The following is a 13149-nucleotide window of genomic DNA, read 5'->3' as shown; positions in this document are numbered from 1 at the left end:
GCGATCGAACGCACGTTCGAGTATCGTCGATGATGTGACCGCCACCCAGGAACCACCCGCCCACGCCACCGGCGTGCGCGGCGACGGGTTCCCTTCCGGTGACCTCACCCTGCTCCAGTTCCAGGTCGAGCAGGCACTCGCCACTGACACCGAAGGGCTGTCCGAGGCCGAGCTGATCGACCAGATCCAGGAGATCGAATCCCTCCAGGCCTCCCTGGCTGCCCTCCAGGCGAGCCGGATCCGCGCCTTCGCCCAGGCCCATGTCGACAGCCACCGCGTCGATGACCGGATCGACGTCGACAAGGTCCACCGCAGCGTCGTCGCCCAGATCCAACTGGCCTGCCGGGTCTCCACCACCGAGGCCCGCACCCGCGTCGCCGACGCCTGCGAACTGCACGCCGGGCTCGACGACGTCCGGCGCCTCCATGAGACCGGGCAGCTCAGCGCCGCCAAGGTCACCGCGATCGCCGTCGAGTGCCGCGACCTCGACACCACCCAACGCGCGCGGGTCGACGCCCGGCTCGCCGCCGTGCACGACCTCACCCGCTACGGCATCGGGCGCCTGCGGGCGATGACGCGGCGTCTGGTCGCCGAGATCGCTCCCGACCGGTTCCGCGCCCGCGTCCACGCGGCCAGGGTCGAGCGCCGGGTCACCCTGCGGCCCGCGCCGGATGCGATGAGCTACCTGACCGCGTACGTGCCGGTCGAGCAGGGCGCCGCCTGCCTGGCCGCGCTGCAGAAGGCGTTCGTCGAGATCCAGGTCGACCCGCAGCCCCTGACCCGCACCCGCGGACAGGTCCTCGCCGACACCCTGGTCGAACGCGTCACCGGGCAGGCCACCGCGACCGCCGTGAACCTGGAAGTCCAGGTCACCGTCCCCGTCCAGGCGCTGCTCGACCCCACCTCCCCGCTGCCCGCGGAGATCCCCGGCTTCGGACCGGTCCCGGCCGACCTGCTCGCCACCCCCGAGGGCGCCAAGTCCCTGCGCCGTCTGCTCACCGACCAGGGCATCGTGATCGGCGGGGACTCCCGGAGGCGTACTTTCACCGGCCTGCTCGCCACCCTTGTGAAGGCCCGGGCGCAGAACCGGTGCACCGAGCCCTACTGCGACGCACCCGTCCGCCACCTCGACCACCTCCGGCGGGATGCCGACGGCGGACGCACCGAACTCGACAACGGGCGCGGGGTCTGCGAGTTCCACAACCACGTCCGCGAACAACCCGGCTGGCACATCGCCCGGGCCCCGGACGGGACCGTTGTCACCAGGACCCCGACCGGGCACACCTACCGCGGCCCGGACTGATCGCCTGCCGCCCGCGGTCGTCGCGGGGGTCCCGTGTGCCGCCTGCCGGGCGTGCCCTCGTGCCGCCCGGTCGCGGGCGCGACCCGGCTACAGGCGTCGCAGGAAGTTCCCGATCCGCTCCACGGCCTGCTCCAGCTGCGGCAGCGCCGTCGCGTACGAGCAGCGGATGTGCCCCTCGCCGGAGGGCCCGAACACGCTGCCCGGGACGACCGCGACCGACTCCTCCCGCAGCAGCCGCTCGGCGAAGGTCTCCGAGTCCAGCCCGGAGGCGCGGATCGAGGGGAACGCGTAGAACGCGCCCGCCGGCTCCGGGCAGTCCAGCCCGGCCTCGCGCAGCCCCTTCACAAACACCCGGCGGCGACGGTCGTAGTCGGCCACCATCTCCGCGACGTCGCCCTCCGCGCTGGTCAGCGCCTCCACGGCGGCGATCTGCGAGATGTGCGGCGCGCACAGCATCGTGTACTGGTGCACCCGCAGGCACAGCTCCGCGATCGGCTCCGGCGCGGCGAGCCAGCCGACCCGCCACCCCGTCATCGCCTGGGCCTTGGAGAACCCGCCCAGGACCACCGTCCGCTCCCGGGCACCCGGGACCGCGCCCAGGCAGGTGTGGGCGCCGGTATAGGTGAGGCGGTCGTAGATCTCGTCGGAGAGCAGGTACAGGTCGTGCCGCTCGGCCAGCGCGACGAGCTCGCGCAGCACCTCGGGCGGCTGCACCGCGCCGGTCGGGTTGGCCGGGGAGCCGATCAGGATCGCTTTCGTCCGCGGCGTCACCGCGGCCTCGACCTCGGTGATGTCGATCGCGAACCCGTCCTCGGCGCGGGTCGGCACCCCGACCGGCACCCCACCGGCGAACGCCACGCACGGCTGGTAGGCGACGTAGCAGGGCTCCGGGACGATGACCTCCTCGCCCGGGTTCAGCAGCACCCGGAACGCCAGGTCCAGCCCCTCGGACACCCCGGTCGTCACCAGGCACTCGGTGGCGGGGTCGTAGTGGGCGTCGTAGCGCGACGCCAGGTCCGCGCACACCAGCTCACGCAGCTTCGGCAGCCCCGCGTTCCCGGTGTAGGTGGTGTAGCCGCGCTCCAGGGCGTAGATCCCGGCCTCGCGGATGCGCCACGGCGTCACGAAGTCGGGCTCACCGACACCGAGGGAGATGACGTCGTCCATCTCGGCGGCGATGTCGAAGAACCGCCGGATCCCCGACGGCGGGATCGCCGAGATCGTCGCGTTGAGCGCCTTCACGGGGTCACCGGCAGCCGGTGGTCGGGCTCCGGCTCGGCGAACGAGTCGCCGTCGCGCTTGTGCGTGGCCAGCACGAAGTGCGTGGCGGTCGAACGGACCCGGTCGATCGTGGACAGCTTCTGGGACACGAAGTCGCTGACCGCGCGGATGTCCGGGCCGACGACCGTGCAGCGCAGATCGTGCCCACCGGAGACGAGGTAGCAGTCGCGGACCTCGTCGAAGCGGGAGATGCGGGCGGCGACGTCGTCGAACCCGACCCCGCGGGCCGGGGCGACCGACACGTCGATGAACGCCGTCACCTGCGCCCCGGCGCGGCCGGCGCCGGAGTGGCCGTTGCCGCCGTCCTCGTACCGGGCCCAGTCCACGACGGCCTTGTGCCTGCGGATCACCCCGGAGCGTTCCCACTCCGCGATCCGGGCGTCGACCTCGTCCCGGGGCAGACCCAGCATGGTGGCGACGGTGTCGTGGCTCAACGACGCGTCACGTTCGAGCAACTCGAGGATCTCGCGCACGGCGTGACCCTACGACGACCGCCCGTCGCCGTGCCGCGGGCCGGGCGGGTCGGTGGTGGGCCGCCCCGTCCGACCGGTCAGGCCGCGTGCGGCAGCGGGGCCGCGGCGTCCGGAACGACACCGCCGCGTGCCGGGTCGAGCAGCCCGCACTCGAGGTCGACGAGGTGGGTGCGTGTGCACGGACCGCACACGTACACCGTGCCGGCCGGGCCGTGGTGGCTGCTCCAGGCGAGTCCGCGGACGTCGGCGGGGGTGCGCGGACGGGAGCAGAGCGGGCAACTCGGGATCGTGTCCATGCCCCATGAGCGTGCACGGGGTCTGTTGCGGGCCGGTGACACCGCGCGTCCGCGGCGTTGCGTTCCGGCGACGATCCGGGGTCGGAGACGATCACGCTGCGTACGCGTCGGTCACGAATCGGGGGCGAGCCGGTGAATTCGGCACCGTCCCACCCCGCCCGCAACTAGGGTCCGCGCGCATGAGCAGCAACGAACCGCCGCGGGGCGAGGACCCGCAGGCCGGTCCCGGGGGAGCCGCGACGCCCGGTGGCGCCCAGGAGCCCGGGCAGGCGGCCGGGAGCGGGGACCGGCCGGGCACGCCGTACCCCGGCGGGCAGCAGGCCGGGCAGGACGACGCCACCGGCGCGCAGGAGCCGGGACAGCACGGCACCGCCGCCCCGTCCCCGCACGGCCAGCAGTACGGCCAGGACCCCGGGCAGCAGTACGGCCGGCCGTACGCGCAGGACCCCGGCCAGCAGTACGGCCAGCAGTACGGCCAGCAGTACGGCCAGCAGTACGGCCAGCAGTACGGCCAGCAGTACGCGCAGGACCCCGGCCAGCGGTACGGCCAGCAGTACGGCCAGGCCCCGTACGGCCAGGCCCCGTACGGCCAGGACCCGGGGCAGCAGTACCCCGGCCAGCCCTACGGACAGCAGCAGTACCCCGGCCAGTACCCCGGCGCAGGCCAGTACGGCGGCCAGCAGCAGTACGGGGCCCCGTACCCCGGCCAGTACTCCGGGGCCGGGCAGCAGTACCCCGGCCAGTACCCGACCGGCCAGCAGTACGGCGGCCAGTACCCGCAGGCCGGCTACGGCCAGCCCGTCCACCCCTCCGGCGGTGCCCCGCCCGGCGGTACCTCCCCGGACCCGCTGGTGCCGTTCTCCTTCGGCGACTGGTTCGCCAAGGTCGTGGCGGGTACCAGACGAAGCTGGAAGCCCCTGCTGGCTATTCAGGGGATTCTCTTCGGGGTGCTGGCGCTGCTGGGCCTCGTCGTGGCGGCGATCGTCGGGGCGGCGATCATGAACATCCTCAGTTCGGTCCTCACCGGCCGGATGGGCTTCGGGTCGATCGCGGGGATCGTCGTCGCCTACATCGCCTTCGTGCTCGTGGCCATCGTGCTCGGGGCCGTCGCTCAGGCTGCCTCGGAGTTCGTGGTGGTCCGTGACGCGGCCCAGCGTCCGTACACGGCAGGACAGGCATTCGCCTTCGCCCGTAGCCGAGCGCTGCCGTTGATCGGCTGGTCGCTGCTGCTCGGGCTGCTCTTCGGGATCGTCTACTTGATTGGGATAGCACTCGTCGCGTCGGAGTCGGCGATCGCAACGGTCCTCGGCGTCCTGGTCGTGCTAGGGGTGTTCCTCTACTTCGGAACAGTCACCTTCGCCGCGTTCGGCGGCACCGTGGTGATCGAACGTGGAGGCCTTGGCCGGATGTTCCAGCTGGTCAACCCGCGTTTCCCGTCGATCCTGGGCCGGATGGCGACTCTGTTCGTCCTGTCCGGTGTGATCGTGCTGATCACGATGGCGATCGTGTTCTCGCTGGTCCAGTCCCAGGTTGTCGTGCTCGCTGTGCTCGGGGGACTGATCTATCTCGCGGTGATCGTGGGTCTTTCCCTGGTGGGGACGGTGGCTACTGTGGTCACCTACGCCGAGTGCCGCTTTCGCGAGCACAACCCGGTGCACACCCCCGTCCTCGCCGACGAGATCGACCGCGCCTGAGAGCGTGTTGTGAAACCTGGTGTCCCCGCGGCGTGGCGTAGTTGGTGGGGGCCGTGTGGTGGTGATCATCCGGTCGGGTGTGCCCATGCTCCTGCCGTCCGGCTTATGACTCGTCGTTGACCGATGCGCAGTGGGCGGTGGTCGAACCGCTGCTGCCGGTTCGGGCGCCGGTTCTAGGTGGCTGGCCGCGCCGGTACTCCCCGCGGTTGGTGATCGACACGATCAGCTGTGTGCTGGTCAGCGGGTGTGCGTGGCGGATGGTCCCGCGCGACCTGGTCCCGTGGTCCACGGCGTATCGCTGGTTCGCCGCTTGGACCGCCGACGGGACCTGGGCGCGGGTACACGACGTTCTGCGCGATCGGGTCCGGGTCGCCGACGGGCGCGATCCGCAGCCCTCGGCGGCGGTGTTGGACTCCCAGTCCGCCTGCTCGGCCGAGGGCGGTGCGGAGATCGGCTACGACGCTGGTAAGCGGGTGAGGGGCCGCAAGCGGCATCTGCTGGTCGACAGCTGCGGGTTGGAGCTGCGGGCGGTGGTGCACTCGGCGTCGGTGCAGGACCGGGCCGGGGCCAAGCTGGTGCTGGCCGGTCTGCACCGTGAGTTCCCGCAGGTCGGGCTGGTCTGGGTTGACGGCGGCTATGTCCACTCCGTGGATGCCCGCCTGATCGACTGGGCGCACGAGCATGAGCAGCTCGAGGTGGTGTGCGTTCCGCGGAACGCGGACGTGAAAGGCTTCCAGGTGCTGCCCCGCCGCTGGGTGGTGGAACGGACCTTCGCCTGGATCTCGAGGTGTCGACGGTTGGCGCGCGACCATGAACGTAAGACCTCGCACTCCGAGGCCATGCTCAAGGTGGCGATGATCCGTCTGATGGCGGCCCGTCTGGCCGGCGAGCAGCTTCCTGCGCCCCGCAGTGACGTGGAGAAAGTAGCAGCCCGCCGCCTAGCAGAAGACCTCGAGAGCTGACCTCACGAGGTTTCACAACACGCTCTGAGGTGTCCGTCCCCCGGGCCCGGTGTCCTGGCAGGCTGGAACGGATGAGCACCGACGGCCTGTTCGACATCGACCCCGGGGGCGACGGGCGCGACACCGGTGACGGCGACGCCGTCCGTCCCGACGCGCCGCTCGCCGCGCGGATGCGCCCGCGCACCCTCGACGAGGTCGTCGGCCAGGCCGACCTGCTCGCACCCGGTGCGCCGCTGCGCCGCCTGCTCGACGGCGGCGCCGCGGCGTCGGTGCTGCTCTACGGCCCGCCCGGCACCGGCAAGACCACCCTCGCCCGGCTGATGGCCGGCGCCGGGGGAGCGGAGCGGCATTTCGTCGCCCTGTCGGCGCTCTCGGCCGGGGTGAAGGAGCTGCGGGCCGTCATCTCCGAGGCCCGCCGGCGTCGCGACCGCAGCGGCACCACCACGGTGCTGTTCATCGACGAGGTGCACCGCTTCTCCCGTACCCAGCAGGACGCCCTGCTCGGCGCGGTCGAGGACCGGCTCGTCCTGCTCGTCGCCGCGACCACCGAGAACCCGTCGTTCTCCGTCGTGTCCCCGCTGCTGTCCCGCTCCCTGGTGCTGCAGCTGCAGTCCCTCGGGGAGGACGACGTGCGCACCCTGCTCCGGCGCGCCGTCACCTCCGAACGGGGCTTGAACGCGACCGTCGCGCTCGCCGAGGACGGCGAACAGGCACTGGTCCGGCTCTCCGCTGGCGACGGGCGCCGCGCGCTCACCGCGCTGGAGGCGGCCGCCGACGGTGTCCTCGGCGCCGGCGGCGACCCGGTGATCGACCTCGCCGCCGTCGAGCGCGCCGTCACCGAGGTCGCCGTGCGCTACGACCGCGCGGGCGACCAGCACTACGACGTCATCAGCGCGTTCATCAAGTCCATCCGCGGCTCCGACCCCGACGCCGCCCTGCACTACCTGGCCCGGATGCTCGTCGCGGGGGAGGACGCCCGGTTCATCGCGCGCCGGCTGATGATCCACGCCTCGGAGGACGTCGGGCTGGCCGACCCGACCGCGCTGCCCGCCGCGACCGCGGCCGCCCAGGTCGTGCAGCTCGTCGGGATGCCGGAGGCGCGGATCGCGCTCGCCCAGGTCACGGTGCACCTGGCGACCGCACCCAAGTCGAACGCGGTGATCACCGCGATCGACGCCGCAATGGCCGACGTACGCTCCGGCAGGGTCGGCGGGGTGCCCCCGCACCTGCGCGACGGCCACTACGCCGGCGCGCAGAAGCTCGGCAACGCCGTCGGCTACCGCTACCCGCACGACGACCCCGACGGCGTCCTGCGCCAGCAGTACCCGCCCGACGACGTCGTCGGCGTCGACTACTACGCGCCGTCCGGGCGCGGGCACGAACGCGTCCTCGCCGAGCGCCTGCCCAAGCTGCGCCGCGTCGTACGCGGCACCCGGGACTGAGCCCGCGCGCTCAGCCGGTGGTCAGGGTCAGCCCGAGCGCCCCGGTCGCGGTGCGGATCGGGGTGAAGTAGCTGGTGCAGTTGCCGTCGCCGCCCGCACCGGTGTGCACGCCCTGGGCCTGCCCGGACGAGGTGATGTAGGGGGCGCCGGAGTCGCCCTCCTGCGCGCACGCCGCCACCGAGGTCAGCCCGGACTGGCTCTGGCCCTCGAAGTTCACCGTCATGTCGGTGCGCTGGACCGTGCCGCAGGACCGCCCGCTGGTGGACCCGTACAGGCAGACCGTGGAGCCCACGGGCGCCGGACGGCTCCCGGCCACCCGGATCCCCGACACGGTCGCCGACACGCCGCCCGGCTCGACCGCGATCGCGCCGACGTCCACCCCGCGGCCCGCGGTCTCGACCTCGGAGCCGATCGTCGAGCCGTCGCCGGCGGACCAGGACGACGAGCCCCGGGTGCAGTGCCCGGCGGTGATCAGCCAGTCGCTGCTGCCGTCGGAGGCGGCGAACCCGGCCGTACAGCGGCGGGTCCCGTCGGTGATGGTGTCGCCCCCGCCGACCGCGGCCTGCCGGTGCGCCGGCGCCGCCACCCGCTCCACCCGCACCGCGGACGGGTCGAGACCGCCGGTCAGGCCCGCGGCCAGCGCGTCGGCGCCCGGCCCGTCGACGACGCTCACGACGACCTGCTCGGTGCGGGGGTCGACGCCGTAGGAGTCCAGACCGGCGGGCATCCCCGTCGCGGTGCGCCCGGCCAGCGCCGAGAGCACCGCGGCCGGGTCGCGGCGCGGCTCGTCGCGCACCACCGGCGTCGCGCCGAGCGCGGTGACCAGCGGCGCGGCCGCGGCGTCCCAGGTGCCCACCATCAGCCGTCCGTCGGCCAGCCACGTCCCGGCCAGCGCGGGCCCGAGGGCCTCGGTCACCGCGGGCACCAGCGCCGCGGCGGCGTCCTCGCCGACCGTGACTGGGGGGAGCGCCGGGCCCGCGGTCGCCGGCACGGCCACCCCCACACCGATCGCGACGGTGCCGAGAGCGGCGAGCAGGAGGCGGTGCGGGCGACGCAGAGACACGAGCGGTCCTTCGGGCGAGCGGAGCGTGACACCCGGCCCAACGACGCCGCTCCGCCCGGGTCACGGCCCGCAGGCGGAGGACACTCCTCCGACAGGGGTGGACGTCCGTCCGTGCCCGAGGTCTCCCCATGAGGACCAAAGCCCCTACTGTCCGTCTACCTATACCGCAAATTGTGCATGTTGATTGACCCCGAAAGGGTGCACCGGAAAGGTTGATCGCAGGCCGGGGCGCGGCCGAGCGGACCTGCCGGCAGCGCCGACCACCACCGGCGGAGGACAGCGCGACAGTCGCACCGCCCGACCTCTCCCGGGTCGGGCGGGCGGTGCCGGCGCCTGACGCGGCCCCGGGTCGCGACCGAGGAGAGCTGGGCAGATGCACGACGGACCCGTGGCCATCGCGACCGCACCCGAGGACGCCGCCGAGGAGGCCGACCACCGGCAGGCGGCGGACCTCCTCCCGCCGGAGATGCTGGCCGCGGCCGTCGCCGGCGACGAGCGCGCGGTCGCGCTGCTCCTGGCTAAGGTGCACCCCCAGGTGGAGCGCTTCTGCCGGGCCCGGCTGGGCCGGCGCGAGACGATCCTCGGCTCGGCCGACGACGTCGCGCAGGACGTCTGCATGGCCGTGCTCTCCGTGCTCCCGGCCTACCGGCCGTCGGGGATGTCGTTCCGGGCGTTCGTGTTCGGCATCGCCCGGCACAAGGTCGCCGACGCGTTCCGGGCGATGGCCCGCAACCGCTGCGACGCCGTCGAGGAGCTCCCCGAGCGGTTCAGCCGCGAGGACGACCCGGAGCAGGTCGTGCTCGACGCCGAGCGCAACGACCGCCTGTCCGAGCTCATGGGCCTGCTCGGCCCGCGCCAGGTCGAGATCCTCACGCTGCGCATCGCGGTCGGGCTGAGCGCGGAGGAGACCGCCGACGCGCTCGGCTCCACCCCCGGCGCGGTCCGCGTCGCCCAGCACCGCGCGCTGCAGCGGCTGCGCCGCGAGCTCGAGGACCGCGCGTCCCGCCGGGCCGGCGTCCGGGTCGTCGCCGTCCCCGTCCCGCGGACCCCCGTCCGCACCCCCCGCGTCCTCGTCCCCGCGCCGCGGACCCCCCTCGACGCCCCGCTGCCGGTCGCGGTCTGACCGGAGCGAGACGGCGGACCCGCCGGCCCTCCGGTCGACCCCCCGGACCGGGAGCACGGCGGGACCCGCAGACGGCCGGTGCCGGTGCGCTCGGGCGCGCACCGGCACCGGCCGTCCCCTCCTCCGGGTGCCGGTAACCTGGCACGACCGGCCTCCCGCGGCGTCCCCACGCCGCGCGGCCTACGGTGTGGCGCGGGCGCAGGGCGCCCGCCCCGTCGCCGACCCGTCGCCAGCCGTACCCGTCACGAGAGACCCACCGGTGCAGACCCACGAGATCGTCCGTCGTTTCACCGCCCACTTCGAGAGCAACGGGCACACGCCCGTCCCCAGCGCCTCGCTGATCCTCGAGGACCCGCAGCTGCTGTTCGTCAACGCGGGCATGGTGCAGTTCAAGCCGTACTTCCTCGGCGACGTCCCCGCGCCCTACCCGCGCGCGACGTCGATCCAGAAGTGCGTCCGCACCCCGGACATCGACGAGGTCGGCAAGACCACCCGGCACACCACGTTCTTCCAGATGGCCGGGAACTTCTCCTTCGGCGACTACTTCAAGCGCGGCGCCATCGAGTTCGCCTGGTCGCTGATCACCCGCAGCCAGGACGAGGGCGGCTACGGCTTCGACCCCGAGATCATCTGGGTCACCGTCTACCACGACGACGACGAGGCCATCGCGCTCTGGAAGGAGATCGCCGGCCTGCCCGAGGAGCGCATCCAGCGCCGTGGCGGCGACGACAACTACTGGGACATGGGCGTCCCCGGCCCCGGCGGCCCCTGCTCGGAGATCTACGTCGACCGCGGCCCGGAGTTCGGCGCCGAGGGCGGCCCCGAGGCCGACGAGGACCGCTACCTCGAGATCTGGAACCTCGTCTTCATGCAGGACGAGCGCGGCGCGCTGTCCCCGAAGAAGGGGCACCCCCCGATCGGCACCCTGCCGCACAAGAACATCGACACCGGGATGGGTGTCGAGCGGGTCGCGTTCCTGCTCCAGGGCGTCAACAACGTCTACGAGACCGACCTCGTCCGCCCGGTCATCGCCAAGGCCGAGGAGCTGTCCGGGAAGCGCTACGGCGCGGGTGGCCCGGACGGCGAGATCGACGACGTGCGCTTCCGCGTCATCGCCGACCACGCCCGCTCGTCGCTGATGATCGTCGGCGACGGCGTCACCCCCGGCAACGAGGGCCGCGGCTACGTGCTGCGCCGGCTGCTGCGCCGCATCGTGCGTTCGGCCCGGCTGCTCGGTGTCACCGGGCCGTGCCTGGGCGAGTTCGCCGCCGTCGTCCGCGACACCATGGCGCCGACCTACCCCGAGCTCGCCACCGACTTCGAGCGGATCTCCGCGGTCATCCGGGCCGAGGAGGACACCTTCCGCGCCACGCTGACCGCCGGCGAGCGGATCTTCGAGGGCGCGGTGTCCCGCGCCCGTTCCGCCGGCAGCGACACCCTGCCCGGCGACCAGGCGTTCGCGCTGCACGACACCTACGGCTTCCCGATCGACCTGACGCTGGAGATGGCCGCCGAGGCCGGGCTGTCCGTCGACCGGGAGCGCTTCACCGCGCTCATGGACGAGCAGCGCTCGCGGGCCAAGGCCGACGCCGCCGGGCGCAAGGTCGGCTTCGTCGACGCCTCGGTCTACCGCGCCGTCCTCGACACCCACGGCGCCACCGACTTCCTCGGCTACCAGACGCTGCAGTCGGAGTCCCGCGTCGTCGGGCTGCTGCGCGACGGCGCCACCGTGCCCGCCGCCCACGAGGGCGAGCAGGTCGAGGTGCTGCTCGACCGCACCCCGTTCTACGCCGAGGCCGGCGGCCAGCAGGCCGACACCGGCCTGCTGCGCGGCGCGTCCTTCGAGGTCCGGGTCGACGACGTCCAGTCGCCGGTGGCCGGGCTGCGGGTGCACCGCGGCGTCGTCACCGCCGGCACCGTGACCCTCGACGCCGAGGTCGTCGCCGAGGTCGACCGCACCCGTCGGTCCGCGATCTCGCGCGCACACACCGCCACCCACCTCGTGCACGCCGGGGTCCGCGGCGCGCTCGGCAGCGCCGCCGCCCAGGCCGGGTCGCTCAACGCCCCGGGCCGGCTGCGGTTCGACTTCACCTCCCCGACCGGGGCCGTGCCGCCCGCGGCGCTGGTCGAGATCGAGGAGGAGGTCAACTCGGTGCTCCAGGAGGACCGGGAGATCCAGACCTACGAGACCTCCATCGACGAGGCCCGCACGCTCGGCGCGATGATGCTGTTCGGCGAGAAGTACGGCGACCGCGTCCGCGTCGTCGACATGGGCGACTACTCGCGCGAGCTGTGCGGTGGCACCCACGTCGGGCGCACCGGCGAGCTCGGCCTGGTCCGGGTGCTGTCCGAGGCCTCCATCGGCTCCGGGGTGCGCCGCGTCGAGGCGCTGGTCGGGCTGGACGCCTTCAAGCACGCCACCACCGAGCACCTGCTGGTCAACCAGCTCGCCGACCAGCTCAAGGCCCGCCCGGAGGAGCTGCCGGAGCGGATCAACGGGATCGTCGAGCGGCTGCGGACCGCCGAGCGCGACCTGGAGAAGCACCGCGCCGACGCCGTCCTGGCCTCGGCCGGGGCGCTCGCCCAGCAGGCCGAGGACCTCGACGGGACCGCCCTGGTCGCCGTCACCGCGCCGGACGGTGTCGGTGGCAACGATCTGCGGACCCTCGCCGCCGACGTCCGGGGCAAGCTGGGCGACCGGCCCGGCGTGGTCGTGCTGTTCGGCGTCGACGGGGAGAAGGTGTCGTTCGTCGTCGCCACCACGAAGGCGGCCCGGGACAACGGGATCGCCGCCGGGAAGCTGATCGGGGAGTTCGCCGCGGCCGTCGGCGGGCGCGGCGGCGGCAAGCCCGACCTCGCCCAGGGCGGTGGCACCGACCCGGCCGGGATCGACGCCGCGGTGCAGAAGCTGCGCGCCGCGCTGCGTCCGTGACCCCCACCCGCGGGCGGCGCCTGGGCATCGACGTCGGCGCCGTCCGCGTCGGGGTCGCCATGTGCGACCCGGACGGGATCCTCGCGACCCCGGTCGAGACCGTGCCCCGCGACGCCGAGGGCGGCGCCGACGTGCGCCGGATCGCCGCGCTGGTGGCCGAGCACGACGTCGTCGGCGTCGTGCTCGGGCTGCCCCGGAACCTGCGCGGCGAGGACGGCCCGGCCGCCGTCGCCGCACGGGAGTTCGCCGCCGCACTGGAGGCGGGGCTCGCCGCGGCCGGCTGCGCGGTCCCCGTCGAGCTGACCGACGAGCGGATGACGACCGTCGTCGCGACCCGGCAGCTGGCCGGGCGCGGCGTGCGCGGCCGCAAGCAGCGTGCGGTCATCGACCAGCAGGCCGCGGTGGCCATCCTGCAGGGCTGGCTGGATACCACCCGCGGGACCTGATCACCGTGACCGGGGGTGACCACGGGCCGTGCCCGCGGCGGATACCCTCGAGCCCGTGACCGGCGCCGGCGAGAACGACGTGACGTCCCGGGGCCCGATGTGAGCGTGACCGCGGGGCCCGTACGACACCGTCC

11 protein-coding genes and 1 pseudogene are annotated in these 13149 nt (G+C 73.7%); 7 read left to right on the top strand and 5 right to left on the bottom strand.

What is annotated here, in order from left to right; genetic code table 11:
- Positions 1 to 34 precede the first annotated feature (34 nt).
- Complete coding sequence (locus ZF1_RS15795) at positions 35 to 1303, top strand: HNH endonuclease (protein ID WP_482637627.1); 1269 nt, start codon at positions 35 to 37, stop codon at positions 1301 to 1303.
- An 87-nt stretch (positions 1304 to 1390) separates the two neighbouring features.
- On the opposite strand, the gene ZF1_RS15790 is transcribed toward ZF1_RS15795, so the two are convergent.
- The 4 genes from ZF1_RS15790 to ZF1_RS15775 form a co-directional block, all read right to left on the bottom strand.
- Positions 1391 to 2545, bottom strand: coding sequence for an aminotransferase class I/II-fold pyridoxal phosphate-dependent enzyme (locus ZF1_RS15790; RefSeq protein ID WP_482637626.1), 1155 nt, complete (start codon positions 2543 to 2545; stop codon positions 1391 to 1393).
- Positions 2542 to 3057, bottom strand: coding sequence for an Lrp/AsnC family transcriptional regulator (locus ZF1_RS15785; protein ID WP_073574671.1), 516 nt, complete (start codon positions 3055 to 3057; stop codon positions 2542 to 2544). Before ZF1_RS15785 ends, ZF1_RS15790 begins: the two co-directional genes overlap by 4 nt.
- Positions 3058 to 3134: 77 nt before the next feature.
- Positions 3135 to 3353 carry a hypothetical protein gene (locus ZF1_RS15780; protein ID WP_482637625.1) on the bottom strand — a complete coding sequence of 73 codons (219 nt, stop codon included), beginning with the start codon at positions 3351 to 3353 and terminating at the stop codon, positions 3135 to 3137.
- Positions 3354 to 3517: 164 nt separating this feature from the next.
- Entirely contained in the window at positions 3518 to 4159 is a 642-nt protein-coding gene (locus ZF1_RS15775) for a hypothetical protein (protein WP_482637624.1), read from the bottom strand.
- A gap of 45 nt (positions 4160 to 4204) precedes the next feature.
- Here ZF1_RS15775 and ZF1_RS15770 point away from each other — a divergent pair, with 45 nt between their 5' ends.
- The 3 genes from ZF1_RS15770 to ZF1_RS15760 all read left to right on the top strand — a co-directional run bounded on the left by ZF1_RS15770 (position 4205) and on the right by ZF1_RS15760 (position 7451).
- Positions 4205 to 5047, top strand: a complete 843-nt coding sequence (locus ZF1_RS15770; RefSeq protein WP_405416801.1) for a hypothetical protein — start codon at positions 4205 to 4207, stop codon at positions 5045 to 5047.
- A 77-nt stretch (positions 5048 to 5124) separates the two neighbouring features.
- Positions 5125 to 6009, top strand: a complete 885-nt coding sequence (locus ZF1_RS15765) for an IS5 family transposase (RefSeq protein ID WP_476651632.1) — start codon at positions 5125 to 5127, stop codon at positions 6007 to 6009.
- A 71-nt stretch (positions 6010 to 6080) separates the two neighbouring features.
- Positions 6081 to 7451 carry a replication-associated recombination protein A gene (locus ZF1_RS15760; RefSeq protein ID WP_482637623.1) on the top strand — a complete coding sequence of 457 codons (1371 nt, stop codon included), beginning with the start codon at positions 6081 to 6083 and terminating at the stop codon, positions 7449 to 7451.
- 10 nt (positions 7452 to 7461) lie between these two features.
- Here ZF1_RS15760 and ZF1_RS15755 read toward each other — a convergent pair whose 3' ends face one another.
- Positions 7462 to 8514 carry a S1 family peptidase gene (locus ZF1_RS15755; protein WP_100877603.1) on the bottom strand — a complete coding sequence of 351 codons (1053 nt, stop codon included), beginning with the start codon at positions 8512 to 8514 and terminating at the stop codon, positions 7462 to 7464.
- A gap of 466 nt (positions 8515 to 8980) precedes the next feature.
- On the opposite strand from ZF1_RS15755, the pseudogene shbA reads away from it, so the two are divergent.
- From shbA to ruvX, 3 genes and pseudogenes are all read left to right on the top strand, one after another.
- Positions 8981 to 9502 (top strand): annotated as a pseudogene (gene shbA, locus ZF1_RS15750) (RNA polymerase sigma factor ShbA); the annotation flags it as partial.
- A gap of 394 nt (positions 9503 to 9896) precedes the next feature.
- The gene (gene alaS, locus ZF1_RS15745) at positions 9897 to 12569 is read left to right on the top strand and encodes an alanine--tRNA ligase (protein ID WP_253069179.1); all 2673 of its coding nucleotides are present in this window, start codon (positions 9897 to 9899) and stop codon (positions 12567 to 12569) included.
- Positions 12566 to 13015: a Holliday junction resolvase RuvX gene (gene ruvX, locus ZF1_RS15740; RefSeq protein WP_208826928.1), complete on the top strand. Its 450-nt coding sequence runs from the start codon at positions 12566 to 12568 to the stop codon at positions 13013 to 13015. The genes alaS and ruvX overlap by 4 nt, the downstream gene beginning before the upstream one ends.
- Positions 13016 to 13149 lie beyond the last annotated feature (134 nt).

This window comes from Pseudonocardia sp. ZF1 (assembly GCF_056835605.1).
The sequence above is the reverse complement of the archived record's forward strand: the minus strand, read 5'-3'. Positions and strand labels throughout refer to the sequence as shown.